This window comes from Cupriavidus sp. 207A1 (assembly GCF_057798955.1).
In genome coordinates this window covers 40,409-64,994 of the sequence record NZ_JBYOJO010000012.1, presented here as the reverse complement: position 1 = coordinate 64,994, position 24,586 = coordinate 40,409, and the positions used below count along the sequence as shown (strand labels likewise).

Here is a 24,586-nt window from a genome sequence, read left to right as displayed (position 1 = left end):
GGCTCAGTGCCCCGCGCTGGCAGGGCGGGCGGCGTCGGCGCCGGAAGCGCCGCGGGCGGCGGCCTCGCGCACCAGCGCGCCGGGGCGCAGGTTCTGCGTACCCTCCACCACCACGCGCGCGCCGGGCTGCACGCCCTCGACCACGGCCGCGGCGGCGGTGGTGGTCACCACCCGCACCGGCACGCGCGCCACCTTGCTGTCGGGCTGCACCACATAGACGAAGCGGCCCTCGGGCCCGGTCACCACCGCCTGCGGCGGCACCGACAGCGCGTCCTTCAGCGTCTGCACCACGGCGCTGACGGTGGCATAGGTGCCGGGCCACAGCCGCTGCTCGTCATTGTCGAACTGGGCCTTGACGCGGATGGTGCCGTACTGCGGATCGACCGTGTTATCCACAAAGCTGATGCGGCCGGTCACCGGCGCCTGGTTGCCGTCGTTGGGCTGCGCGGTGACCTGCACCGGGCCGGCGCGCAGCGCCTCGCGCAGCGCCGCCAGCTGGCGTTCGGGCAGGCTGAAGGTGACGGCAATGGGCTGCACCTGGGCGATCGTGACCATCGGCTGGGTGCTGTTGGGCAGCACCAGCGAGCCCGGGAAGGCGTTGATCACGCCGGTGCGGCCGCTGATGGTGGCGCGGATGGCGCCGTAGCTGACCGCCACGCGGCTGGCTTCGATCGCGGCCTGGTCGGCGCGCACGGTGGCGGCAAGGCCGTCGGCCCGCGCCTGCGCGGTATCGACCGCGCTCTTGGAGATGAAATTGCGCTGCAGCAGCTCCTGGCTGCGCGCCAGCGCGCGGCGGGCATCGGCCAGGTCGGCCTGGTCGCGCAGCAACTGCGCCTGCGCCTTGGCCAGGTTGGCCTCGTCCATGCGGGTATCGAGCGAGAACAGCAGCTCGCCGGGCTTGACGGTCTGACCTTCCTTGATATGGACGGTGCGCACGGTGCTCGACACCTGCGGCCGCACCTCCACCGTGGACAGCGCGGTGACATTGCCGTTGGCCGAGACCTGCAGCGGCACGTCGCCCTGCTGCACCGGCGCGGTCGACACCACCGCCGCCGCAGGCGGCTTGGGCGCGGGCTTCGGCGCCAGCCAGGTACGCCATGCGAACCAGCCCATGCCCGCGACGGCGAGCACCACCACCACTGCCAGCCACGGCGACACGCGGCCGCGCCCGGTCCCGGCGGCCGCCCTCCAGTTGCTGTCGACGAAGCCCTTGGGCTGGTCGATCCTGTCAGATTTCATATTGTGTGGACCCTCTGCCCCGCGTCTTCAGCGCCACTCCCCGTGTACCGCCCGGCATGTTGTGCCCGATTGCTGCCGGTGCGTGTCGCGCAAAGACTCTACTAGTACCGCGCTTCGCCCGCCGGAGCCAGCGCCGCGTATTACAGTCCGTTACAGGGGTGCAAGGGTCTGGTAATGCCCGGCGCCGGCAAACGCCGTCCGGGCCACAGGGGAGGCCGGAGATGTGTGTAGCGGGGCGCTTGTATGGTTAGACAAACATTATCAGAAAAGCTGCCGGCGGCCATCGCGGCGCCACTCATTTACGCTGTCCACCGACAATTCCCGTGGTCCGGCCTGCACAATCACGGCGTCGCCGGCACGCACTTCGCCCTTCAGCACCACGCTGAGATAGACCCCGGAGTAGCCGCTCTGCACCATGTCCCGCACCGCATGGCGATACCCCAGCGCGGCGTTGAACTTGTAGCAGGGCTGGCGCGGGGCTTCCACGCGCAGCAGGGCGGTGCCGACCCGCACCAGGTCGCCGATCCATAGCGCGGACTCCAGCAAGCCCTCCAGCGTCAGGTTTTCCCCCATCGCGCCGTAGGGCAGCGGCGGCCCCGAGTCGGGCTGGGCGCAGGCGCGGCGGCGGGCATTCCACCAGGCGTAGTGCTCAGAGGGGTAGGCGTAGACCGCCTTGTCGAGGCCGCCGTGCACCGTCAGGTCGCCCTGCTCGTCGCCCGCCAGGCCCTGTTGCTGCACCTGGACCCGCAGCGGGTGCAGCAGCGTGCTGACCGGATGCTTGCGAATGCCCGACAGCACCACCGCCTCGGTGCCCGCACCCGCCACCACCAGCGGGATGGCCTTGCCCAGGCTGACTGCCAGCACGCGTGCAAGGCCCGGCCAAGGTCTCGAATCGCTCACGTGCGCCCCCGCTTCGTGGTTGTGGAAAGGGATGTGGATAAGCTGCGGATATCCCTGAGGATAACGGGGCGGATAACGCTGTGGACAAGTGCTTGGTGCGGTTCCTCACAAGGCGCCGGCGGGGGGGCGTGGCGCGTGTTTCAGACTGGAATCAGAGCTGCCGGGCTGCCGCTTGCGCGGGCTGCCAGCGGCAGCCCAGCAGGCGCGCGCGCTGCGACACCGCCAGCGCCGCCAGCATCAGCGCCGCCGCGCCCCAGTGCAGCGTGTCGGGCCCGGCCAGGGTATAGATCGCCGCGCCCGCCATGGCGCCGGCGGCCTGACCCAGGTAGATCGAAGAGGAATTCAGCGAGATCGACACCGAGGCCCGCTCCGGCGCCAGCAGCACCAGCCGCGCCTGCTGGGCGCTGTTGGTGGCAAAGCCGCCCACGCCCCACAGCATGAACAGCGCCACCAGCGCGACGCTGCCCAGCCCGGCCAGCGGCCACAGCACCATCGCCGTGATCGAGGTCAGCAGCGTCACCTGCACGATCCGGCTGGGCGTGACCCGGTCCATGCGCGACGCCGCCATGGCATTGCCGAACACCCCGCAGGCACCGTAGGCGAGGAACATCAGGCTGAGCGCGCCGCCGCTGATGCCATGGACGTCGCGCATCAGCGGCGCGATATAGGTAAACAGCGTGAACATGCCCGCCGACGAAATCATGGTAGTCAGCACCACCAGCATGACCGGCTTGTGGCGCAGCACCGCGCTCCAGGCCTCGCGCCCGGCCGGCGGCACCATCAGCCCGCGCGGCAGCGCGCGCCACACCGCCGCCGCCGCCAGCAGCGCCATCACCCCCACCAGCGCCATGCTGACGCGCCACCCCAGCGTGCTGGCAATCCACGTCCCCAGCGGCACGCCCACCACGCTGGCAATGCTCCAGCCAAGGAACACGAAGCTGATGGCGCGCCCGCGGGTCTGCGCATTGACCAGCAGCGGCAGCGTGGCCGCGGTCTGCGGCGTATAGATGGCCGCCCCGATCGCGGTCAGGAAGCGGATCGCCATCAGCGCCGCAAAGCTCGGCGCCAGGGCCGCAGCCACGTGCATCACCCCATAGACCAGCAGCGAGCCCGCCAGCAGCAGCCGGCGGTCGATGCGCGACCCCAGCGTGGCGAACAGCGGCGCTCCCACGCAGGTGGCCAGCGCGAACACCGATATCAACTGCCCGGCACTGGCCGCGCCCAGCCCGAAGTCGCCGGCAATGTCGTTCAACATGCCGGTGACGATCATCGCACCAGTGCCGATGACAAAATTGCCGACGCAGAGCGTCACGAGCCTGGGGTCCATGCCGGCCTTGGGAGAGGGATCGGCGCGGAGGGCGCCTTGTTGTTGTCAGGGCTGCCGCGGGCCATGGCAGGCCGGGCGGTAAGGGAAGTCCCGAGTGTAGCGGTTTCGGGATATTCGCGTTCGCGGAGGGACAGGCAGGCTCCGGCCGCAGCCAACACCGCCCGAAGCAGGCTCCCCTCGCCCGCTTGCGGGAGAGGGGGAGAAAACCGGCGCGCGCCGAAGCGCCTCAGCGCGTCAACACCGGCGCCAGCGCCTTTGGGTTGACGATGCAGTCGTGCTTGCCACCGAGCACATCCAGGATGTTCTGGAAGGCCGTGCGGAAATACAGCTCGTAGCTGTCGCGCTCCACGTAGCCCAGGTGCGGCGTGCAGATGCAGTTTTCCATGCGCAGCAGCGCGTGGCCCTGCAGGATCGGCTCGGATTCGAAGACATCGATCGCCGCCATGCCCGGGCGGCCCCGGTTCAGCGCGGTGACCAGCGCGTTCTCTTCGAGCAGTTCGGCGCGGCTGGTATTGACGAACAGCGCGGTCGGCTTCATGGCGGTCAGGTCGGCCTGCTTGACGATGCCGCGGGTGTCGTCATTCAGGCGCAGGTGCAGTGACAGCACATCGCTGTCGGCGAACAATTGCTCCTTGGATGGCGCCACGTCAAGGCCGTCGGCACGCGCGGCTTGCTGGGATGCCTCGCGGCCCCAGACCAGCACCTTCATGCCGAAAGCGCGGCCATAGCCGGCCAGCAGCCGGCCGATCTTGCCGTAGCCCCAGATTCCCAGCGTCTGGCCGCGCAGTACCTGGCCCAGGCCGAAATTAGGCGGCATCGTGGTCGATTTCAGCCCCGACTGCTGCCACGCACCATGCTTCAGGCTGGCCACGTACTGCGGAATGCGGCGCTGGGCGGCCATGATCAGGGCCCAGGTCAGTTCGGCCGGCGCCACCGGCGAGCCCACGCCTTCCAGCACCGCCACGCCGCGGTCGGTGGCGGCATCCAGGTCAATATGGCTGCCAGGCCCGGCGCCGACCCGGCCAGTCTGGCTGATCAGCTTGAGTTTTGGCAGTTTTTCAAGCAGTTGGCGGGTGATGCGTGTGCGTTCGCGGATCAGCACCACGGCTTCCACGTCTGACAGGCGCGCCGCCAGCTGGCCTACGCCCTTGACGGTGTTGTTGAACACCTTGACGTCGTGCCCCTCCAGCAGGCTGAAGCAAGGCAGCTTGCGCACGGCATCCTGGTAATCGTCGAGTACGGCAATCTTCATCGGCAACCCTGGTTATCTTCGGGACGTTGTGCCAATTGGTGCGCGCGCCCACCGAGGCGCGCGCCGGCCAACAGTATTGTTGTGAAACGTTTGCGAACCCGCACCGGCGCGCCGCAACCCTGGTGGCAGGCGCGGCCAAATACCGCGCCGGCCGACGCCGGCAATTGTTGCGCAGCAAAAAACAGGGGGGTGCGCCAGTGGTATCCTTGCCCGCTCCGGTGCCGCCGCGGATTGTCGGTCGAGCGTTGCTCCCGTCACGCCGCTGCCTCCGGACAAAGCCCGGCCGGCAACTGCAGGCCCCGCTGCGCGGGCGAAGCGCCACTGTAGCGCAGCCGCCGTGGCCGCCGCGACCTTTTGCGCAAACCGGGCCGCCGCGGAGTTGTAACGGGATGTGACGCTCCCGATGCGGCCCTTGCAGGACACTGCAGGGACACAGCAGCAGTGACGGTTCCGCCCCCGGCACACATGAGAACCCGCCGGCCAGGCTTTGCAAGGATTCCCTCCCTTCCTTCCCTTTACAAACCTGGAGTTTGCAGTATGAACCACCCCACGATGCAAGGTACGGCAGCCGTCAATGCGCCGGCCTGGGTCAAGCACCCCAAGCTGATCGCCTGGGTCGCGGAAATCGCCGCGCTGACCAAGCCCGACAATATCTACTGGTGCGACGGCTCGCAGGAAGAATATGACCGCCTGTGCGAACAGATGGTCGCCGCCGGCACCATGAAGCGGCTGAACCCGGCCAAGCGCAAGAACTCCTTCCTGGCCCTGTCGGACCCGTCGGACGTGGCCCGCGTCGAAGACCGTACCTTCATCTGCTCCGAGCAGCAGGAAGATGCCGGCCCGACCAACAACTGGACCCCGCCGGCCGAGATGCGCCAGACCCTGGCCGGCCTGTTCGACGGCTGCATGCGCGGCCGCACCCTGTATGTGGTGCCGTTCTCGATGGGGCCGCTGGGTTCGCCGATCGCCCATATCGGCGTGGAACTGTCGGATTCGCCGTACGTGGCGGTCAACATGCGCATCATGACCCGCATGGGCAAGGCCGTGTACGAGGTGCTGGGCAGCGACGGCGCCTTCGTGCCGTGCGTGCACACGGTGGGCAAGCCGCTGGCCGCCGGCGAGAAAGACGTGGCGTGGCCGTGCAATCCCACCAAGTACATCGTCCATTTCCCGGAAACGCGCGAGATCTGGTCGTTCGGCTCGGGCTACGGCGGCAATGCGCTGCTCGGCAAGAAGTGCTTCGCGCTGCGTATTGCCTCGACCATGGGCCGCGACGAAGGCTGGCTCGCCGAGCACATGCTGATCCTCGGCGTGACCTCGCCCGAAGGCAAGAAATTCCATGTCGCCGCCGCCTTCCCGTCGGCCTGCGGCAAGACCAATTTCGCCATGCTGATCCCGCCCAAGGGCTTCGAGGGCTGGAAGGTCACCACCATCGGCGACGACATCGCCTGGATCAAGCCGGGCAAGGACGGCCGCCTGTACGCGATCAACCCGGAAGCCGGCTACTTCGGCGTGGCGCCGGGCACCAGCGAGAAGACCAACTACAACGCGATGGCGACGCTGAAGGAAAACGTCATCTTCACCAACGTGGCGCTGACCGACGACGGCGACGTGTGGTGGGAAGGCATGACCAAGGAAGCGCCCGCGCACCTGATCGACTGGCAGGGCAAGGACTGGACCCCGGAGATTGCCAGGGCCACCGGCGCCAAGGCCGCGCACCCGAACGCGCGCTTCACCGCGCCCGCGTCGCAATGCCCGTCGATCGACGACAACTGGGACAACCCGGCCGGCGTACCCATCGATGCGTTCATCTTCGGTGGCCGCCGCTCGACCACGGTGCCGCTGGTGACCGAGGCGCGCGACTGGACCGAAGGCGTCTACATGGCCGCCACCATGGGCTCGGAAACCACCGCGGCGGCCGCCGGCCAGCAAGGCGTGGTGCGCCGCGACCCGTTCGCCATGCTGCCGTTCTGCGGCTATAACATGAGCGACTACTTCGGCCACTGGCTCGAACTGGGCAAGAAGCTCGAAGCCGCGGGCGCAAGGCTGCCGAAGATCTACTGCGTAAACTGGTTCCGCAAGGATGCCGACGGCAACTTCGTGTGGCCGGGCTTTGGCGAGAACATGCGCGTGCTGTCGTGGATGATCGACCGCGTCGAAGGCAGGGGGCAGGGCGCCGAGCATGTGTTCGGCACCTCGCCGCGCTACCAGGACCTGAACTGGAACGGCGTCGAGTTCTCGCCGGCGCAGTTCGAGCAGGTGACCTCGATCGACCGTGACGCCTGGCAGAAGGAACTGACGCTGCACGACGAGCTGTTCACGCAGCTGAAGCACCACCTGCCGCAGGCGCTGGCGCAGACGCGCGCGGCACTCGGCAAGCGACTGGACGGCTGAGCGCGCAAGTCCTGAGCCAGCCAACGCCCGCCTGTCCCAGGCGGGCGTTTTTTATGCGCCCTCGCTGTCCCCCAGCGTCTCCACCGCATACTTCACCAGTCCGGCCCGCCCCTCTATCCCCAGCTTGCGCTTCAGGTTCAGCCGATGGGTTTCGACGGTGCGCACCGACACCCCGAGCTGCGCCGCGATCTCCTTGTTGGCCAGGCCGCGCCCGATGCCGCGCAGGATATCGCGCTCGCGCGGCGTGAGCGCATCGAGCGGGCCGGCAGCGGGGCTCTGCTCGGCGATGCCGCGCGCAATGCGGGCGCTGTAGAACACGCGCCCGGCCAGCACCGAGCGGATCGCCGCGATCAGCTCGTCGGCCGGGGCGTCCTTGAGCACATAGCCGCGCGCGCCGGCGCGCACGGCCTGGCGCACGTACTCCAGGTTGTCGTGCATCGATACGATCAGCACCGCCAGCTCGGGATAGCGGTCGTGCAGCGCCGCCGCCAGCGCAATGCCGCCCATGCCGCGCATGCCGATATCGGTGATCACCAGGTCCGGCATGTCGGCCGCGCCGGCGCGGTCCAGCCACGCCAGCGCGGCTTCGCCGTCATCGGCTTCGCCCACCACGCGCAGCCCGGGCTGCAGCGCCAGGTGCATGCGCATGCCGTCGCGCACCAGCGCGTGGTCGTCGATCAGCAGCACGCGCGCGGGCGCTTCGTTATCTTCTTCGCGATCTTCGGCAAGAAACTGGATCATGACTGCGAGGGTCCTGCGGTAATGGCGTCGCGCGCGGCGGCCGCGGGGCTGGCCAGCGGCAGCGAGGCGATGATCTGGGTGCCGCCCAGGCCGGAAAGGATGTCGAACTGCCCGCACAGCGCGGCGATGCGCTCGCGCAGGTTGCGCAGGCCAATGCCGCGCTGCGGGTCGGCCTGCATGCGCGCGACGTCGAAGCCATGGCCGTCGTCGCGCACGGCCAGGCGCGTGGCATCGGGATCGAAGGCGAGCGACACGGCAACGCGCCGGGCACCAGCGTGGCGCTCGACGTTGGTCAGCGCTTCCTGGGCGATGCGGAACAGCGCCGTGGCCTGCTCGTCGGGCAGTTCGCGCGGGGTGCCGATTTGCGTCACCGTGATCTGGAGGCCGCTGCCGCCCTGCATCTCGCGCCCCAGGTGCTGCAGCGCGGCGTACAGCCCCAGGTCATCGAGCAACGCCGGCCGCAGGTTGCGCGCCACCCGACGCACTTCATTGAAGACCGTGTCGAGCCGGTTCAGCGCCATGCCCAGCACCGGCGCCACCGCCGCGCCGTCGGCCGGTGCCAGGCGCAGCCGGTTGGCGGCGGTTTCCAGCACCAGCTTGACCGAGACCAGCAGCTGGCTGATGCCGTCGTGCAGTTCGCGCGACAGCCGCGCGCGCTCTTCTTCCTGCGACTGCACCACGCGCTGCGCCAGCTGGCGCAGCTTGGCGTCGGCCTCGCGGTGCTCGCTGACGTTCAACGCCAAACCGCTGGCAGCCACCAGCAGGATGCTGATGCCGGCGATCACGCCGATCCACCCCATGGTCTCGCGGATATCGGTCTCGGCGCGCGCGTCGAGCTGGCGCAGCGTGCTTTCGACGTCATCCAGGTAGATGCCGGTGCCGAGCATCCAGCCCCATTCGGGCACCGCCACCACGTAGCCGAGCTTGGGTGCCAGTTGCTGCGTCGAGGGCTTGCGCCACTGGTAGCGCACCGCGCCGCCGCCGCCCCTGGCCGCGGCGATCAGCTGCTGGATGGTGGGCGCGCCCTGCGGGTCGCGCAGTGTCCACAGATCCTGGCCCACCAGCTCGGGCTGGCGCGGATGCATCAGGTTGCGGCCCTGCAGGTCGTACAGGAAGAAGTAGCCGTCGGGGCCATAGTCCAGCCGCGCCAGCGCTTCCATCGCCGCCTGGCGCGTGGCTTCGTCGTTGCGGCCGGAGCGCACCAGCGGCGCGATCGCGCTCTGCGCCAGTTCCACGTAGTGGCGCAGCTCGGTCTCCTTGCTCTGGAGGTAGGCGGCCTCGACCAGCGCGCGCTCATGCTGTGCCAGTTGGGTGGCCTGGTAGCGCACCGCCAGCGCGATGCCCAGCATCGCCACCGCGAGCGGCGCCACGGCGAGCAACAGGATTTTCTGGCGGAGTTTCATACAAGACCGGGGAAGCGGGGGTAAACACCGATGCCGCGCAGGCGGCATGCCACCGTCGACTTGCGTAGTACTACGCAGAAGTGCTGCGTAGTTACGCGCTTGTGCCGGGTTTGGCGGCTGTCAATACTACACGCCGGACGCGCAAGCCGCCCCAACATGCGGCGCGGGTCCACGCAGTTGGTGCACCGCCTACCCGGCTGGTGCATCGCCTGCCTGCAAGACGAGATCCGGAAACGACACGAACCGGGCGCGCAGCAATTCATTCCAGCAGCCCAGGAGACCCCTCACCGCCGGATTGCCCTCGCTGCCCGCCCCAGGCGCGCCCGCCGCCGACCCGCCCGTTGCCAGTTGCCAGTCCTTCGCCGCCGCAGGCTTCCCAAATCCCGGTCTGAGGAGACCCTACACTATGAATCGCATCGGAGAACACCTGGTGTGGCTGGCCGTCGCCATCCTTGGCGCGTTTGCCTTCGGCACCGTCGCGCTCGCGCGCGGCGAAGCCGTCAGCGCGCTGTGGATCGTGGTGGCCGCGCTCTGCATCTACCTGATCGCCTATCGGTACTACAGCCGCTTCATCGCCGACAAGGTGATGCAGCTCGATCCCAAACGGATGACGCCCGCGTGGCGCCATAACGATGGCCTGGACTACGTGCCGACCAACAAGGCGGTGCTGTTCGGCCACCACTTCGCCGCGATTGCCGGCGCCGGCCCGCTGGTGGGCCCGGTGCTGGCCGCGCAGATGGGCTATATGCCCGGCATGCTGTGGCTGCTGGCCGGCGTGGTGTTCGCCGGCGCGGTGCAGGACTTCATGGTGCTGTTCATCTCGACGCGCCGCGACGGCCGCTCGCTGGGCGACCTGGTCAAGTCCGAGATGGGCACGGTGCCTGGGATGATCGCGCTGTTCGGCTGCTTCATGATCATGATCATCATCCTGGCGGTGCTGGCACTGATCGTGGTGAAGGCGCTGGCGGACTCGCCGTGGGGCACCTTCACCGTGGCGGTAACCATCCCCATCGCCATCTTCATGGGCATCTACACCCGCTACATCCGCCCGGGCCGCATCGGCGAGGTCTCGGTGATCGGCTTCGTGCTGCTGATGCTGGCCATCATCGGCGGCCAGTACGTGCATGAAAGCGCGACCCTGGCGCCGCTGTTCACCTACGACGGCAAGGCGCTGACCTGGATGCTGATCATCTACGGCTTTGTCGCCGCGGTGCTGCCGGTGTGGCTGCTGCTGGCCCCGCGCGACTACCTGTCGACCTTCCTGAAGATCGGCACCATCATCGCGCTGGCGGTGGGCATCCTGATCGTCGCGCCGGAACTGAAGATGCCGGCCTTCACGCAGTTCGCCGCGGGCGGCGGGCCGGTTTGGTCGGGCAACCTGTTCCCGTTCCTGTTCATCACCATCGCCTGCGGCGCGGTGTCCGGTTTCCACGCGCTGATCTCGTCGGGCACCACGCCCAAGCTGCTCGAGAACGAAACCCACGCGCGCTTCATCGGCTACGGCGCAATGCTGGCCGAGTCCTTCGTCGCCATCATGGCGCTGGTTGCCGCCGCGGTGATCGAGCCCGGCGTGTACTTCGCCATGAACAGCCCGGCCGCGGTGATCGGCACCACGCCCGAGGCGGTGGCGCAGGCAGTGTCGACCTGGGGCTTCGTGATCACGCCGGACGTGCTGGTGCAGACCGCCAAGGACGTCGGCGAGAACACCATCATCTCGCGCGCCGGTGGCGCACCGACGCTGGCCGTGGGCATCGCGCACATCCTGCACCAGGTGGTCGGCGGCCAGGCCATGATGGCGTTCTGGTACCACTTCGCCATCCTGTTCGAGGCGCTCTTCATCCTGACCGCCGTCGACGCGGGCACCCGCGCGGGCCGCTTCATGCTGCAAGACCTGCTGGGCAGCTTCGTGCCGTCGATGAAGCGCACCGACTCGCTGCCGGCCAACCTGATCGCGACCGCGCTGACGGTGGCGGCCTGGGGCTACTTCCTGTACCAGGGCGTGGTCGATCCGCTGGGCGGCATCAATACGCTGTGGCCGCTGTTCGGCATCTCCAACCAGATGCTGGCCGCGGTGGCGCTGGTGCTGGGCACCTGCGTGCTGGTCAAGATGAAGCGCGGCCAGTACGCCTGGGTCACGCTGGTACCCACGGTCTGGCTGCTGATCTGCACGCTGACCGCCGGCTGGCAGAAGCTGTTCCATGCCGACCCGAAGGTCAGCTTCCTGACCCACGCCGCCAAGTTCAGCGCCGCCATCGCCGAAGGCAAGGTGCTGGCGCCGGCCAAGTCGATGGAGCAGATGCACCGCATCGTCTTCAACGATTACCTGGACGCCGGGCTGTGCGCGCTGTTCATGGTGGTGGTGCTGTCGATCGTGTTCTACGGCTTCAAGACCGCGCTGCAGGCCCGTGCAGCGAACCGCCCGACCGACAAGGAAACGCCGTTCGAGCCGCTGCCGGGCGCCGCTTCGGCCCAGTCCTGACCCTGATATCAACAAGGAGCCGCCATGCTGGAACAACTTGGCACCATGGGCCGGTACCTCGGGCAGTCGCTGCGGCTGATGGTCGGCCTGCCCGACTACCAGACCTATGTGGCGCATATGGAAAGCACGCACCCTGACCGTGCGCCGATGAGCTACGAGGAGTTTTTCCGCGAGCGCCAGGAGGCGCGCTACGGCGGCGGGCAAGGCAAGTGCTGCTAACGACACGTTGAGCTACGCCGCCGACTTTGGTTCGGCGGCCGACAAAGCAGACAGGCGATCACATGATCGCCTGTCTTTTTATTAAGTGTTGTATTTTCACCGCGCCTTTGTAATGGCCCGATACCGTTTCTGCAGGGGGTTACAGGGCTTTACAGGTGGTTACAGCAAGGCCGCGGCACCTTATCTACACTTGCGACACATCATGGCAATTCGAGGAAAAAACATATGACTCGCCATCCCATTCGCAACCTGACCGTTGCCCTTGCCCTGGCGGCCTGCGCGCTGCCGGCCGTCGCGGGCGACATGAACAACGCCCTCGGCGGCGCGCTCGGCGGTGTCGCCGGTGCCGCGGTCGGTGGCGCGCTGGGCGGCAGCACCGGCGCCGTGATCGGCGGTGCGGTAGGCGGCGGCGCGGGTGGCGCGGTCACGTCGAACCGTCGCGAGCGCACCGGCGCCATCATCGGCGGCGCCCTGGGCGGCGGTGCGGGTACCGCGGCAGGCAATGCCATGGGCGGGCGCACCGGCGGCCTGATCGGCGCCGGCCTGGGCGGCGGCGCGGGCGCGGCGCTGGGCGGCAATATCTCGCGCAACAACTCGTACGACGACGATCGCCGCTACTACAACAAGAGCCATTACAAGCGCAAGAAGCACAAGCACCATCATCGCCACCACTACGACGATTAAGTCGCAGCGGGGTCAGCAAAACGGGCCGTGATGGCCCGTTTTTCTTTGGCGCCGCCACCGCCGGGTATTCACCAGCCCTTGTTGCGTTGCGGCGTCTGGCATAATCGACCAGAGTTCGGCCCGGATCTGCCGGCGCCTGAAACAAAGAAGCCCGCACCGGTCCCGGTGCGGGCTTCTTCTCCAATAAAGCGGGAGAGACGCGGGGCGCTCTCCTAAAGACCTGTGGAGACCAGGTTGAAGCGGTGGACCGTGCCGGCTCAGAGCGGCGCGCGATCGGTCGTGGTGTCGTACTTCGCGCCTTCCGAGAAGGTATCGAACTTGCCGGTGCGGGCACCGTCGGTGAAGGTGTCGAACTTGCCGGCCTTAGCACCGTCCGTGTACGGGTCGAACTTGCCGGCCCGGGCGCCGTCGGCATAGACGTCGAAGCTGGCCACCTTGGCGCCGTCGGTGTAGACGTCGAACTTTCCATTCTTGGCAAAGGCCGGCGCGGCGGACAGGGCGGCAGCGACGGTGGCGACAGCGATCAGGGTGTAACGGTTGGTTTTCATGATTCAGGCCTTTCTTGTAGCGTGGATGCCTGATCCGGCACCTTCCGGGGAAGGGCATGTTGCATTGCGGCATCCGATGGCTAGATATTAGGCATTTCCCTCATATCAATAAATATCAGGATCCACAATGATTAGTTTTGATTCGGACAATAAAATAAGCTGATTGCGTAAGAATTCAGCAAAGAAACCGGAGACTATGTCATGGATCGCCTGCAGTCGATGCGTGTGTTTTCCAAAGTGGTGGAGCTCGGCAGCTTCGCGCGTGCAGCGCAGCAGCTGGAAATGTCCAACGCGGTGGTCACGCGCTATGTGGCCGACCTGGAAAGCCACCTCGGCACGCGCCTGCTCAACCGGACTACGCGCAGCCTGTCGCTGACCGATGCCGGCGAGACCTACCTGCAGCGCTGCCAGCAAATCCTGGAAGACGTCGAGGAAGCCGAGAGCGTGGTCACGGCGCGCAGCCAGTCGCTGTCCGGCACGCTGCGCCTGGTGACGCCGGTGATGTTCGGCCTGCACCTGCTGCCGGAACTGCTGTCGCGCTTCCAGCAGCTCTACCCGGACGTGGTCTTCGACGTGATCCTGTCGGACCGCAATGTCGATATCGTCGAGGAAGGCCGCGACGTGGCCGTGATGCTGTCCGACCTGGGACTGGGCTCGCACCTGGTGGCGCGCCCGCTGCTGTCGGCCGAAGTCATCCTGTGCGCTTCGCCCGGCTATGTCGCGGCGCATGCGCCCATCCGCCATGCCCATGAACTGAGCCACCATCGCTGCATCGCCATGCGCCTGCCCAATGCCGAGCACGAATGGACGCTGCTCGGACCGGAAGGCGAGGTGACCGTGCCGATCCGCCCTGGGCTGCTGTGCAGCAACGCCGAGCTGGCGCACCAGGCCGCGCTGGCCGACATGGGCGTGGCCATGCTCTCGTCCTACCTGGCGCGGCCCAATATCGACGCGGGCCGGCTGGTGCGCGTGCTGCCCCAATACCAGTTGCCCCGGCGCGATGTCAGCGTGGTCTATCCGAGCCGCAAGTTCCTGCCCACCAAGGTTCGCGCCTTTATCGACTTCCTGCTGGAAGAAGGGCATGTGCGGGGCAAGGATGACCATCCGGCCGCCAGCCTGGGCGCCCACGCCGTGCGCACCTGAACGGCCGCGGCTGCGCCGCGCGCCGCAACAAACAAAAACGCCCGGCCATGCCGGGCGTTTTTTGTGGCTGGCTGGCTTACTCGCCGGCCGCGGCTGCGCGCGTCTTCTTGGCCGCGGCGGTCTTGGCGGGTGCCTTCTTTGCCGCGGCCTTCTTCGCCGGCGCCTTGGTGGCGGCGGTCTTGGTCGCAGTCTTGGCGGCGGTCTTGGTTGCAGCCTTGGTTGCCGGCGCCGCCTCGGCTTCCGCCGTGCCCCGCGATGCCGCCTTGGCCGCGGTCTTGGCGCCCGCCTTGGGCTCGCGCGCCTCGAACTCGAAGCCGATCTTGCCGTCCGGCTGCTTGACCAGGAAGGCCTTGAAGTTGCGGCCGGTGCGCGACGACTTGAAGCCGGTCAGCAGGTCGGTCTTGCCTTCGTTGAGCAGCTTGCCGATCTGCTCGCGGCTGATTTCCTGCTGCAGGATGATCTTGCCGGTAGTGAAGTCGCAGCTCTTGGGGCTGGTGGTGCTGTTCTCGCAGACGTACTTCATGCCGTGCTCGAACACCGAGCCGCCGCACTTCGGGCAGGTTCCCACCGGCTGCTGGCCGCTGAAGTCGACCGGCTCGCCGTCGTTGTCGTCGTCATTCTGGCCAAAGTCGAATTCCATCTTGTAATGGCCTTCGTCGTCCTTGCCCAGCTTGAGGATGGCGGCGAACGGGCGGCCCATCTTGCTGCGGAAACCCTGCAGCGGGCCGATCTCCTTCTTCAGCAGCAGTTCCTCGACTTCGTCGATCTCGAACTGGCGGCCGCCCGGGATCTTGCTGATCGAGAATTCGCACGCGGTGCAGGCAAAGCGGCGGTAGTTCTCCTTGACCTGTCCGCCGCACTGCGGGCACGGCGTGTCCAGCGTGGCGTAGTCGCCGGGGATGGTATCGCTGTCGTATTCCTTGGCGCGCTTGACGATCTGCTGGGTCATCTGCGCGATCTCGCGCATGAACTCGTCGCGCTTGAGACGGCCGCGCTCGATCTGCGAGAGCTTGTGCTCCCACTCGCCAGTCAGTTCCGCCTGCGTCAGTTCCTGCACGCCCAGGCCGCGCAGCAGCGTCATCAGCTGGAACGCCTTGGCGGTCGGAATCAGCTCGCGGCCTTCGCGCACCAGGTATTTCTCGGTCAGCAGCCCTTCGATGATGGCCGCGCGCGTGGCCGGCGTGCCCAGGCCCTTGCCGGCCATGGCTTCGCGCAACGCGTCGTCGTCGACCAGCTTGCCGGCGCCTTCCATCGCCGACAGCAGCGTGGCTTCGTTGTAGCGGGCGGGCGGCTTGGTGGTCAGGCCGACGGCCTCGACCTTGTCGGTCTTGACCTTCTCGTCCTTGGCCACCGGCACCAGGTTGGCTGCGTCCTCCTTCCCATCCTTGCCCTGCGCCTCGCGGCCGTAGATCACCAGCCAGCCCGGGTTGACCAGCACCTTGCCTTCGGTCTTGAAGTGGTGGCCGGCGACTTCCGTGATGCGGGTGGTGACCTGGAACTCGGCCGCCGGGAAGAACACCGCCAGGAAGCGGCGCACCACCAGGTCGTACAGCTTCTGCTCCGGTTCCGACAGGTTCTTGGGCGCCTGCAGCGTCGGGATGATGGCGAAGTGGTCGCTGATCTTGCTGTTGTCGAAGATCTTCTTGTTCGGCTTGACCCAGCCCTGCGCCAGGATCTTCTTGGCGTGCGGCAGGTAGTTGGGCGAACTGTCGGCCAGCATGTCCATGGTCTGCTTGACCGTGTCCAGGTAGTCCTCGGGCAGTGCGCGCGCATCGGTACGCGGGTAGGTCAGGACCTTGTGCTTCTCATACAGGGCCTGCGCCAGGCCGAGGGTGTTCTTGGCCGAGAAGCCGAAGCGCGAGTTGGCCTCGCGCTGCAGCGTGGTCAGATCGAACAGCGCCGGCGACTGCTGCGTCGACGGCTTGGATTCTTCCGTGACGGTGCCCGGCTTGTCGCGGCAGGCGGCGACGATGCTCTTGGCCTCGGCCTCGCTCCACAGGCGCGATTCGCGCGCCTCGGGATCGAACTCGCTCTTCTTGAACTTGGGGTCGAACCAGCGGCCTTCGTACAGGCCGGCGGCGGCGATGAACTCGGCGCGCACTTCCCAGTAGTCGCGCGGCACGAAGTGCTTGATCTTCTCTTCGCGCTCCACCACGATCGACAGCGTCGGCGTCTGCACACGGCCCACGGTGGTCAGGAAGAAGCCGCCGCCCTTGCTGTTGAAGGCAGTCATGGCGCGGGTGCCGTTGATGCCGACCAGCCAGTCGGCCTCGGAGCGGCAGCGCGCGGCGTCGGCCAGCGGCAGCATGTCTTCGTCTTCGCGCAGGCTGGCGAAGCCGTCGCGGATCGCCTGCTGCGTCATCGACTGCAGCCACAGCCGGCGCACCGGCTGCTTGGCCTTGGCCTGTTGCGCGATCAGCCGGAAGATCAGTTCGCCTTCGCGCCCCGCGTCACAGGCGTTGATCAGGGCGGTCACGTCCTTGCGCTTGATCAGCCGGTTCAGCACCTTCAGGCGCGACTCGGTCTTGGCGATCGGGCGCAGGTCGAAGTGCGGCGGGATCACCGGCAGATTGGCGAAGCTCCACTTGCCGCGCTTGACCTCGTATTCGTCTGGCGCGGCGATCTCGACCAGGTGGCCGACGGCGGAGGACAGCACGTAGTCGTCGCTCTCGAAATACTCGTCGTGCTTGGTAAACCCCCCGAGGGCACGGGCGATATCCGCCGCGACCGACGGCTTTTCCGCGATGATGAGGGCTTTTGACATGGGAAGGGTCCTTGCGGGCTGCATCCGGCAACCCGCTAATGCACTGCAAACGTAGTAATCAGAACGCCGGGGGGCTATGAGGCGCCAATAATAAGCGCGGTTTCGACGGCGGTGCAAGCCAGCCTGATGGCGGCTCGCCTGCCGTCGCGCGCGCCGCTCAAGCGCCGCCGCGCCCCCCGCCAAGCAACCAGTCCAGCACCTCGGGCACCTCTTCCGCCGGCGCCGGCATGGCCGCGCCACGCGTGAGCATGCGCTCGAGCACCTCGATATGCGGCAGCAGGGTGCCATAGAACTGCGGCGCGCCGCCCGCGGCAGGCTGCACCAGCACGGTCGGGAAATTCTCGATATCGATATCGCCGAGCGCATCCGCATGGGTCTCGATATCGATCCAGACAAAGCAATGGTCCGGATGGCGCGCGGCCAGCGCCGTCAACGCCACCAGGTAATCCCGGCACGTGCCGCACCACTGCGCGCACAGGCAGGCCACCAGGCGGCCCTGCGGCCGCGCCGCCAGGCACTCGGCGATGGCGCCTGCATCACGCTCAGGAAAGTAAACGGTCATGGCATCGGAAACATGAGGTGCCCGCGACACACGGACAGCGGCGATTGTATCGGTATTGCGCGCGCTGCCCGGCACGGCCTTCACGCAAGGCGTCGGAACAGGTTTCCCGGTAGACGCTCGACATGCCCGGCCAGTTCCAGCTCCAGCAGGCGTGCCGCGGCGGCGTCCGGGGGCTGGCCGCTGCGCTCGCACAGCGCATCCAGCGTAACCGGATCGTAGCCGAGGGCGGCCAGCAGGGGGTCGGCGGCATTGGCAAATTCAGACTGATCCGAAGCCGGCGGCGAAGCCACGGCCTGTGCTGACGGCTGGCCGAGCACCGGTGCGGCTGGCCCCAGGTTGATCTCCTCGAGCACGTCCCCGGTGTGCTCGACCAGCTTGGCGCCCTGGCGGAGCAGCAGGTGGCAACCCTGTGACAGCGGCGCGTGGATCGATCCCGGCACCGCGAACACTTCGCGCCCGAGTTCCGCGGCCAGCCGTGCGGTGATCAGCGAGCCCGAGCGCGCCGCGGCCTCCACCACCAGCACGCCGTGCGCCAGCGCCGCGATGATGCGGTTACGCCGCGGGAAGTTGGCCGGCAGGCCCTGCATGCCGAGCGGGAATTCGGTGACGACAGCGCCGCGCTCGGCGACCTCGTGAGCCAGGGCCAGGTTGTCGGCGGGATAGACCCGATCGGCTCCGGTACCCGTGACCGCGACGGTGCCGCCGCAACCGAGCAGCCCGCCGGCATGGGCGGCGGCGTCGATACCCAGCGCCAGGCCGGAGATCACCGTGAGGCCCGACTCGGACAGCTCGCGCCCGAACGCCTGCGCATCGCGCTTGCCCTGCGCGGTGGCGTTGCGCGCGCCGACGATGGCCACCGCGGGGCGGCCCAGCAGCGCGGGATCGCCTCTGATATATAGCAGCGGCGGCGGGTCGTGCAGATCGAACAGGCGGCGAGGGTAGGCCTCATCGGCCAGCGTCAGCAGATGGTTGCCGGGCGTGCGCAGCCACGCCAGCGTGCGTTCGACCAGCGCCGGCAGGCCGGCCCCCGGCTTGGCCAAAACCGCGCGGGCCAGCTTGACCGGGACCACCGCGGACAGCGCCGTCACGCTCTGCGACAACACCTGCCGCGGCAGCCCGAACGCCGCCAGCAGCAGCCGCACCGCGACCGGGCCGACGCCGGGGGCACAGGCCAGTTGCAGCCATGCCTGCAGGTCGTCGGCATCGCGGATGGCGGCTGGCGCGCCGGCGCCGGCATGGCAAGGGGATGCGGCGCCGACAGGCGCCGCCGGAGATGACACCAAGAGCGACTCAGCGCGGCGAGGTGGCGCGGTCGCCGACCGCGATCACGTTGGAAGCGTCGGTGACCAGCGCATACGAGACGCCGGAAAACACGCGGAAGACAAAGGCCAGCCCGTAGCGCTCGTCCGGCAGCCGGATGGCGCGGTTGCTGTCGGTCTTGTCGGTCACGGTTTCGCCGGTGCGCGACAGGGCCAGCACATGGCCCGGTTCCACCCCGGCCTGGCTGCCGAGGTTGAGCACCACCACCTGCCTGGCGCCACCGAATTCCACCCCGCCATAGACCTTGGCGACGCGGCCGTCGAGCTGGGCATCGGGCGCGTGCGGCACGTAGCGCAAGGCTTCGCGCGCGGGCTGCGGCATCAGCAGCGTGCCGACGCCCATCTCTTGCCTGGCCTGCGTGACCTGCATGGTCGAGACCGCGTCCGGGCCCTGCGCGCCGCGCGCCAGGCGCACATTGCCTTCATATTCGGCCTCGTAGCCGAGTACGGCCTGGGTCACGGGATCGCGCACCGGGGTGAGGGGGCGGTAGGCCTGCCAGTCACTGCCCTGCGGCGCCTCGGCGGGGATGCCGCGCGCATAGCCGGTGTCGTCGCGGCCCAAAATGACGCGCGATTCCGACACCGCCACGATGCGCGCCGAGGTGTCCAGCGTGCCCTGGTCGACCACCAGAGGCCGGATCAGGAAGGGCTCGATCTCGGCGGCCGGGATGCTCAGGATAGCGGCACTGTCGGCGGCGCCGCTGCGCATCTGCGGCGACAGGCGCACGGTATCGCTGCCGCCCGGCGTGGTCGACAGCCAGGCACGTCCGTCGCGCTGGATCAGATACAGGATCTGGCCCGGGTAGATCAGGTGCGGATTGCGGATCTGCTGCCGGTTCATGCCCCACAGCTCGGGCCAGCGCCACGGCTGGCGCAGGAAGCGGCCCGAGATGCCCCACAGCGTGTCGCCGGCGCGCACCGAATATTGCGATGGCGCGTTGGCGGCAAGATCGGCCACGGGAATTCCGTGCCGGTAGGTACGCTCGGCTTCGGCCTGCTGGGCCGCCGTGACCGTCAGGTCCGCCGCCAGCGCCGGCAGCGCGGCGGTGAAGGCCGCGGCACTCAGTAACGGATAAGCAAGAAATCTGGGGATGGACGCGTGCAGCCTGCGGCCCGACGCCGCCTGGTGTTCTTTGGTAAGATCGCGCATTTTCCTGACCGGCCGGTGGTTCGGCCGGATTGACCCGGGAGAGCGTGCCTGTTGCGGCGCGCCTTGAATTTTTGTACTTGCGCCCCGATTCTGCATGTAAACATCCGGCGCCGCAACGCGGCCTGGTTGCCGGCAGCAGCCGGCGTTGCGCCCCAGCATCATGGCAAAACTCGACATCCTGACCTACCCCGATCCCCGCCTGCACACCGTCGCCAAACCCGTGGCCGCGGTGGACGACCGCATCCGCCAGCTGGTCAAGGACATGGCGGAAACCATGTACGAAGCGCCCGGCATCGGCCTGGCCGCGACCCAGGTCAACGTGCACGAGCAGGTGGTGGTGATCGACGTCTCGGAAACGCGCGACCAGCTCCAGGTCTTCATCAACCCCGAGATCGTCTGGGCCAGCGACAACCGCAAGGTGTGGGAAGAGGGCTGCCTGTCGGTACCTGAGGTCTATGACCGGGTCGAGCGCCCTGACCGCGTGCGCGTGCGCGCGCTCAACGAGAAAGGCGAAAGCTTCGAGCTCGATGCCGACGACCTGCTGGCAGTCTGCATCCAGCACGAGATCGACCACCTGCGCGGCAAGGTCTTCGTCGAGTACCTGTCGCCGCTCAAGCTCAACCGCATCAAGAGCAAGCTGCAGAAGCGCGAACGCACCCGCATGTAAGCCGCCGCGGCGGCAATAAAGATGTAACAGCGCGCCGGAATCCGGCCACCCGCGTGCGGCAGCGGCGCGGGGTCTGTTATCTTTATGACTTCCGAAGAACCACGATACCGGCCGCTAAAGCGGCCGGTGCCATTTCCGGCCACGGAAACTGCCATGCCCCAAGCCAGCCCCTTGCGTGTCGCCTTTGCCGGCACGCCCGAGTTTGCGCGCGTCGCGCTGGACGCCATCCACGCCGCCGGCTTTCCGGTGGTGGCGGTGCTGACCCAGCCGGATCGGCCCGCCGGCCGCGGCATGCAGCTGCAGGCCAGCCCGGTGAAGCAGTTCGCCATCACCCATGGCCTGGCGCCGGTGCTGCAGCCGCGTTCGCTGCGCCGCCAGGGCAAGTATCCGGAAGAGGCCAGCGCGGCGATCGACACACTCGCCGGCCTTGCGCCCGATGTGATGGTGGTGGCGGCCTACGGCCTGATCCTGCCGGCCGAGGTACTGACCCTGCCACGCCTGGGCTGCCTGAATATCCATGGCTCGCTGCTGCCGCGCTGGCGTGGCGCGGCGCCGATCCACCGCGCCATCGAGGCGGGCGACGCCGAGACCGGCATCACGCTGATGCAGATGGACGAAGGCCTGGACACCGGCGACATGCTCACGCGCGAGGCGGTGCCGATCGGCGCGGACGACACCACCGGCACGCTGCACGACACCCTGGCCGCGCTCGGCGCACGCATGATCGTCGAGGCGCTGCGGCAACTGGATGCCGGCCGGCCGCTGCCGGCCACGCCGCAACCGGAACAAGGCGTCACCTACGCCGAGAAGATCGCCAAGGACGAAGCCCCGCTGGACCTGCGCCGCCCGGCCGCCGAACTGGCCAACCAGGTGCGCGCCTTCAACCCGTTCCCGGGCGCGACGGTGCAGGTGGGCGACACCGTGATCAAGTGCTGGCAGGCCGTGCCGCTGGCGGCGGCCAGCAGCCTGCCGCATCCGCCCGGCACGGTGCTGGCGGCCGATGCCGCCGGCATCCTGATCGCGTGCGGCGAGGGCAGCGCGCTGCAGGTCACCGAGCTGCAGAAGCCGGGTGGCCGCCGGCAGCCGGCGCAGCAGTTCCTGCAAGCCTTGCCGCTGCCGCCGGGCACGCGCTGCGTGGTGCCAGGCGACGGCGCAGCGGCGGCTTGATCGGGCAGCCGTTTGGCGCACATGACGCTTGATGTGCCGCGCACGGCGCCTCCCTGCCTGCAGCTGAGCAACATTGCAAAGGCCGTTGGACGGCCGTTGAATTTTCTGCGATCGGCCCCTATCTAACGGGCATCGCGTCAGCTTTTCCGGGGCGCGTCACGATTTCACGGAGATCACCGCAATGTTCAACTGGGTCAAGACCTTCATGCTGATGGCGGCCATCACGGCGCTGTTCATCGTCATCGGCGGCATGATCGGCGGACGCAGCGGCATGATGATGGCGCTGCTGCTCGCGCTCGGCATGAACTTCTTCTCCTACTGGTTCTCGGACAAGATGGTCTTGCGCATGTACAACGCGCAGGAAGTCGATGCCGGCAGCGCGCCGCAGTTCTACGGCATGGTGCAGGAGCTGGCGCAGCGCGCCGGCCTGCCGATGCCGCGCGTCTACCTGATCAATGAAGACGCGCCCAACGCCTTTGCCACCGGCCGCAACCCGGAACACGCCGCGGTGGCGGCCACCACCGGCATCCTGCACGTGCTGTCCGAGCGCGAGCTGCGCGGCGTGATGGCGCATGAGCTGGCGCATGTGCGCCATCGCGACATCCTGACCTCGACCATCGCCGCGACCATGGCCGGTGCCATTTCCGCGCTGGCCAATATGGCGATGTTCTTCGGCGGGCGCGACGAGAACGGCAACCGCACCAATCCCATCGCCAGCATTGCGGTGGCGATCCTGGCGCCGCTGGCGGCCTCGCTGATCCAGATGGCGATCTCGCGCGCGCGCGAATTCGAAGCCGACCGCGGCGGTGCCGAAATCAGCGGCGACCCGCAGGCGCTGGCCAGCGCGCTGGACAAGATCCACCGCTACGCGCAGGGCATCCCGTTCCAGGCAGCCGAGGAGCATCCGGCCACGGCGCAGATGATGATCATGAACCCGCTGTCCGGCGGCGGCATTGCCAACCTGTTCTCGACCCATCCGGCCACCGAGGAACGCATTGCGCGCCTGATGCAGATGGCACAGACCGGCACCTACCCCGCCTGACCCCCGGAAATCCGGGGCGCGGCCCCGTCACAAGGTAAACTGCCCGCTGTTCCGCGTGGACCGGCGGGCTTTTTTTTTGGCCCGTGCTCCGCGCCTTCCCGATTCACGCCTTACCCGCTGCCTGATCCGCCGCCTGACCGATATGCGCCTGCCTCCCGATTCGCTTGCCTTCCAGATGCTTGGTGCCGCCACCGCGGTGCGCGCCGTCAGCGAAGGCACGGCCTTGCCCCAGGCGATCGAAGACGCCGCCGCGCAACTGAAGCTGGACCGCGTGCGCGACGCCGCCACGCGCGGCGCGCTGCAGGACATCGCCTACCGCACCATGCGCCAGTTCGGCACTGCGCGCGCGCTGGTGACCAAACTGGTGACGCGGCCGCCCGGCGCGCAGGTCGATTCGCTGCTGGCAGTAGCGCTGGCGCTGTTGCTGGAACACGGGCCGGGCCCGCGCGAGCGGCACGACGGCGCCGACCTGGCGCGCCACGATACCGACTCCGGCCGTCCGGGCTACAGCACCTTCACGGTGGTCGACCAGGCCGTCAGCGCGGCCGCCTCCGAACCCAAGACCGCGCATGCGCGCGGACTGGTCAACGCGGTGCTGCGCCGTTTCCTGCGCGAGCGCAAGGCTCTGCTCGCTGAAGTCAACCGCGACGAGCAGGCGCGCTGGAACCTGCCGCCGTGGTGGCTGCGCATGCTGCGCGAGGCCTACCCCGACCAGTGGATGGCGCTGGCCGCCAGCGCCAACGTGCGCCCGCCGATGACGGTACGCGTCAACACCGCGCGCGTGTCGGTGCAGCAGTACCGCACCGACCTCGCCAACGCCGGCCTGGCCGGGCACGTCGTCGGTCCGCAGGCGGTGCGCCTGGTGCGCGCGGTGCCGGTAAACCAGTTGCCCGGCTTTGCCGAAGGCGCGGTCTCGGTGCAGGACGCCGGCGCGCAACTGGCCGCGCCGTTGCTCGAGGTGGCCGACGGCATGCGCGTGCTCGATGCCTGCGCCGCGCCCGGCGGCAAGACCGGACATTTGCTGGAGCTGGCCGATATCGAAGTGACCGCGGTCGAAAGCGACGCGCAGCGCGCCACCCGCATCGGCGAGAACCTAGCGCGCCTGGGCAAGTCGGCAAAGATCGTGGTCGGCGATGCCAGCCGGCCCGCCGACTGGTGGGACGGGCAACGCTTCGACCGCATCCTCGCCGACGTGCCGTGCTCGGCCTCGGGCATCGTGCGGCGCCATCCCGATATCCGCTGGCTGCGCCGCGAAACCGATATCGCCAAGCTCATCACCGAGCAGCGCCGCATCGTCTCGCAGCTGTGGCCGCTGCTGAAGCCGGGCGGCATCCTGGTCTATGTCACCTGTTCTATTTTTCCAACGGAGGGCGAGGAGCAGGCGCGCTGGTTTGGTGAGCAACTGGCAGATGCGATACGATTGCAGGCGCCGGGACAGCTGCTGCCCGGCACCCATGCAACGCTTGCCGCGGGCGCGGACGGTGACAAGGCCACCCTTGACAGCACCGGCCGCACCGACGGTACCAGCCTGCCATCCGATCACGATGGCTTCTTCTACGCCCGCTTCCAGAAACGCGCCTGATCTG

General features: G+C 68.1%; 20 protein-coding genes. 9 read left to right on the top strand and 11 right to left on the bottom strand.

Going from position 1 to position 24,586, the window contains the following annotated elements; all coding sequences use genetic code 11:
- Positions 1 to 3: 3 nt before the first annotated feature.
- The 4 genes from AC3FMM_RS21420 to AC3FMM_RS21405 all read right to left on the bottom strand — a co-directional run bounded on the left by AC3FMM_RS21420 (position 4) and on the right by AC3FMM_RS21405 (position 4,718).
- Positions 4 to 1,239 carry an efflux RND transporter periplasmic adaptor subunit gene (locus tag AC3FMM_RS21420; protein ID WP_488687431.1) on the bottom strand — a complete coding sequence of 412 codons (1,236 nt, stop codon included), beginning with the start codon at positions 1,237 to 1,239 and terminating at the stop codon, positions 4 to 6.
- 261 nt (positions 1,240 to 1,500) lie between these two features.
- Positions 1,501 to 2,139 carry an MOSC domain-containing protein gene (locus AC3FMM_RS21415; RefSeq protein WP_414249412.1) on the bottom strand — a complete coding sequence of 213 codons (639 nt, stop codon included), beginning with the start codon at positions 2,137 to 2,139 and terminating at the stop codon, positions 1,501 to 1,503.
- A gap of 151 nt (positions 2,140 to 2,290) precedes the next feature.
- Positions 2,291 to 3,466 carry an MFS transporter gene (locus tag AC3FMM_RS21410; protein WP_488687430.1) on the bottom strand — a complete coding sequence of 392 codons (1,176 nt, stop codon included), beginning with the start codon at positions 3,464 to 3,466 and terminating at the stop codon, positions 2,291 to 2,293.
- A 226-nt stretch (positions 3,467 to 3,692) separates the two neighbouring features.
- Positions 3,693 to 4,718 (bottom strand): D-2-hydroxyacid dehydrogenase family protein, encoded by a 1,026-nt coding sequence (locus tag AC3FMM_RS21405; RefSeq protein ID WP_326347627.1) that lies wholly within the window; start codon positions 4,716 to 4,718, stop codon positions 3,693 to 3,695.
- Between the two features lie 537 nt (positions 4,719 to 5,255).
- On the opposite strand from AC3FMM_RS21405, the gene AC3FMM_RS21400 reads away from it, so the two are divergent.
- On the top strand, positions 5,256 to 7,112 hold the full coding sequence (locus AC3FMM_RS21400) for a phosphoenolpyruvate carboxykinase (GTP) (RefSeq protein WP_488687429.1): 1,857 nt from the start codon (positions 5,256 to 5,258) through the stop codon (positions 7,110 to 7,112).
- A gap of 51 nt (positions 7,113 to 7,163) precedes the next feature.
- Here AC3FMM_RS21400 and AC3FMM_RS21395 read toward each other — a convergent pair whose 3' ends face one another.
- Positions 7,164 to 7,853 (bottom strand): response regulator, encoded by a 690-nt coding sequence (locus tag AC3FMM_RS21395; protein ID WP_115711417.1) that lies wholly within the window; start codon positions 7,851 to 7,853, stop codon positions 7,164 to 7,166.
- Positions 7,850 to 9,256: a cache domain-containing protein gene (locus AC3FMM_RS21390; RefSeq protein ID WP_488687428.1), complete on the bottom strand. Its 1,407-nt coding sequence runs from the start codon at positions 9,254 to 9,256 to the stop codon at positions 7,850 to 7,852. The genes AC3FMM_RS21395 and AC3FMM_RS21390 overlap by 4 nt, the downstream gene beginning before the upstream one ends.
- A gap of 406 nt (positions 9,257 to 9,662) precedes the next feature.
- On the opposite strand from AC3FMM_RS21390, the gene AC3FMM_RS21385 reads away from it, so the two are divergent.
- The 3 genes from AC3FMM_RS21385 (at position 9,663) to AC3FMM_RS21375 (ending at position 12,638) form a co-directional block, all read left to right on the top strand.
- Positions 9,663 to 11,735 (top strand): carbon starvation CstA family protein, encoded by a 2,073-nt coding sequence (locus AC3FMM_RS21385; RefSeq protein WP_116311931.1) that lies wholly within the window; start codon positions 9,663 to 9,665, stop codon positions 11,733 to 11,735.
- 24 nt (positions 11,736 to 11,759) lie between these two features.
- The gene (locus AC3FMM_RS21380) at positions 11,760 to 11,954 is read left to right on the top strand and encodes a YbdD/YjiX family protein (RefSeq protein WP_012354346.1); all 195 of its coding nucleotides are present in this window, start codon (positions 11,760 to 11,762) and stop codon (positions 11,952 to 11,954) included.
- A 225-nt stretch (positions 11,955 to 12,179) separates the two neighbouring features.
- A complete protein-coding gene (locus tag AC3FMM_RS21375) occupies positions 12,180 to 12,638 on the top strand; it encodes a hypothetical protein (protein WP_062795941.1) in 459 nt (152 codons plus the stop codon).
- Between the two features lie 257 nt (positions 12,639 to 12,895).
- Here AC3FMM_RS21375 and AC3FMM_RS21370 read toward each other — a convergent pair whose 3' ends face one another.
- On the bottom strand, positions 12,896 to 13,186 hold the full coding sequence (locus AC3FMM_RS21370; RefSeq protein ID WP_115678974.1) for a hypothetical protein: 291 nt from the start codon (positions 13,184 to 13,186) through the stop codon (positions 12,896 to 12,898).
- A gap of 201 nt (positions 13,187 to 13,387) precedes the next feature.
- Between AC3FMM_RS21370 and AC3FMM_RS21365 the strand changes: the two genes are divergently transcribed.
- Complete coding sequence (locus AC3FMM_RS21365) at positions 13,388 to 14,329, top strand: LysR family transcriptional regulator (protein WP_115711410.1); 942 nt, start codon at positions 13,388 to 13,390, stop codon at positions 14,327 to 14,329.
- 76 nt (positions 14,330 to 14,405) lie between these two features.
- Here the strand turns inward: AC3FMM_RS21365 and AC3FMM_RS21360 are convergent, their stop codons facing one another.
- The 4 genes from AC3FMM_RS21360 to AC3FMM_RS21345 all read right to left on the bottom strand — a co-directional run bounded on the left by AC3FMM_RS21360 (position 14,406) and on the right by AC3FMM_RS21345 (position 20,124).
- On the bottom strand, positions 14,406 to 17,093 hold the full coding sequence (locus tag AC3FMM_RS21360; protein ID WP_488687427.1) for a DNA topoisomerase III: 2,688 nt from the start codon (positions 17,091 to 17,093) through the stop codon (positions 14,406 to 14,408).
- A gap of 157 nt (positions 17,094 to 17,250) precedes the next feature.
- Positions 17,251 to 17,655, bottom strand: a complete 405-nt coding sequence (locus AC3FMM_RS21355; protein WP_115678971.1) for a thioredoxin family protein — start codon at positions 17,653 to 17,655, stop codon at positions 17,251 to 17,253.
- Between the two features lie 80 nt (positions 17,656 to 17,735).
- A complete protein-coding gene (dprA, locus tag AC3FMM_RS21350; protein ID WP_488687426.1) occupies positions 17,736 to 18,938 on the bottom strand; it encodes a DNA-processing protein DprA in 1,203 nt (400 codons plus the stop codon).
- A gap of 7 nt (positions 18,939 to 18,945) precedes the next feature.
- Positions 18,946 to 20,124: a LysM peptidoglycan-binding domain-containing protein gene (locus AC3FMM_RS21345; RefSeq protein ID WP_488687425.1), complete on the bottom strand. Its 1,179-nt coding sequence runs from the start codon at positions 20,122 to 20,124 to the stop codon at positions 18,946 to 18,948.
- Positions 20,125 to 20,284: 160 nt separating this feature from the next.
- Between AC3FMM_RS21345 and def the strand changes: the two genes are divergently transcribed.
- From def to rsmB, 4 genes are all read left to right on the top strand, one after another.
- Positions 20,285 to 20,791 carry a peptide deformylase gene (def, locus tag AC3FMM_RS21340; RefSeq protein ID WP_018005004.1) on the top strand — a complete coding sequence of 169 codons (507 nt, stop codon included), beginning with the start codon at positions 20,285 to 20,287 and terminating at the stop codon, positions 20,789 to 20,791.
- 153 nt (positions 20,792 to 20,944) lie between these two features.
- The gene (gene fmt / locus AC3FMM_RS21335) at positions 20,945 to 21,958 is read left to right on the top strand and encodes a methionyl-tRNA formyltransferase (protein WP_116311926.1); all 1,014 of its coding nucleotides are present in this window, start codon (positions 20,945 to 20,947) and stop codon (positions 21,956 to 21,958) included.
- Between the two features lie 181 nt (positions 21,959 to 22,139).
- Positions 22,140 to 23,000, top strand: a complete 861-nt coding sequence (htpX, locus tag AC3FMM_RS21330) for a zinc metalloprotease HtpX (RefSeq protein WP_115711400.1) — start codon at positions 22,140 to 22,142, stop codon at positions 22,998 to 23,000.
- 142 nt (positions 23,001 to 23,142) lie between these two features.
- The gene (gene rsmB / locus AC3FMM_RS21325) at positions 23,143 to 24,582 is read left to right on the top strand and encodes a 16S rRNA (cytosine(967)-C(5))-methyltransferase RsmB (protein WP_115711398.1); all 1,440 of its coding nucleotides are present in this window, start codon (positions 23,143 to 23,145) and stop codon (positions 24,580 to 24,582) included.
- Positions 24,583 to 24,586: the final 4 nt, after the last annotated feature.

Coding starts and splice junctions, on each gene's coding strand:
- AC3FMM_RS21420 (WP_488687431.1), bottom strand. CDS start 1,239: ATGAAATCTGACAGGATCGACCAGCCCAAGGGCTTCGTCGACAGCAAC.
- AC3FMM_RS21410 (WP_488687430.1), bottom strand. CDS start 3,466: ATGGACCCCAGGCTCGTGACGCTCTGCGTCGGCAATTTTGTCATCGGC.
- AC3FMM_RS21405 (WP_326347627.1), bottom strand. CDS start 4,718: ATGAAGATTGCCGTACTCGACGATTACCAGGATGCCGTGCGCAAGCTG.
- AC3FMM_RS21400 (WP_488687429.1), top strand. CDS start 5,256: ATGAACCACCCCACGATGCAAGGTACGGCAGCCGTCAATGCGCCGGCC.
- AC3FMM_RS21395 (WP_115711417.1), bottom strand. CDS start 7,853: ATGATCCAGTTTCTTGCCGAAGATCGCGAAGAAGATAACGAAGCGCCC.
- AC3FMM_RS21390 (WP_488687428.1), bottom strand. CDS start 9,256: ATGAAACTCCGCCAGAAAATCCTGTTGCTCGCCGTGGCGCCGCTCGCG.
- AC3FMM_RS21385 (WP_116311931.1), top strand. CDS start 9,663: ATGAATCGCATCGGAGAACACCTGGTGTGGCTGGCCGTCGCCATCCTT.
- AC3FMM_RS21380 (WP_012354346.1), top strand. CDS start 11,760: ATGCTGGAACAACTTGGCACCATGGGCCGGTACCTCGGGCAGTCGCTG.
- AC3FMM_RS21375 (WP_062795941.1), top strand. CDS start 12,180: ATGACTCGCCATCCCATTCGCAACCTGACCGTTGCCCTTGCCCTGGCG.
- AC3FMM_RS21370 (WP_115678974.1), bottom strand. CDS start 13,186: ATGAAAACCAACCGTTACACCCTGATCGCTGTCGCCACCGTCGCTGCC.
- AC3FMM_RS21365 (WP_115711410.1), top strand. CDS start 13,388: ATGGATCGCCTGCAGTCGATGCGTGTGTTTTCCAAAGTGGTGGAGCTC.
- AC3FMM_RS21360 (WP_488687427.1), bottom strand. CDS start 17,093: ATGTCAAAAGCCCTCATCATCGCGGAAAAGCCGTCGGTCGCGGCGGAT.
- AC3FMM_RS21355 (WP_115678971.1), bottom strand. CDS start 17,655: ATGACCGTTTACTTTCCTGAGCGTGATGCAGGCGCCATCGCCGAGTGC.
- AC3FMM_RS21345 (WP_488687425.1), bottom strand. CDS start 20,124: ATGCGCGATCTTACCAAAGAACACCAGGCGGCGTCGGGCCGCAGGCTG.
- def (WP_018005004.1), top strand. CDS start 20,285: ATGGCAAAACTCGACATCCTGACCTACCCCGATCCCCGCCTGCACACC.
- fmt (WP_116311926.1), top strand. CDS start 20,945: ATGCCCCAAGCCAGCCCCTTGCGTGTCGCCTTTGCCGGCACGCCCGAG.
- htpX (WP_115711400.1), top strand. CDS start 22,140: ATGTTCAACTGGGTCAAGACCTTCATGCTGATGGCGGCCATCACGGCG.
- rsmB (WP_115711398.1), top strand. CDS start 23,143: ATGCGCCTGCCTCCCGATTCGCTTGCCTTCCAGATGCTTGGTGCCGCC.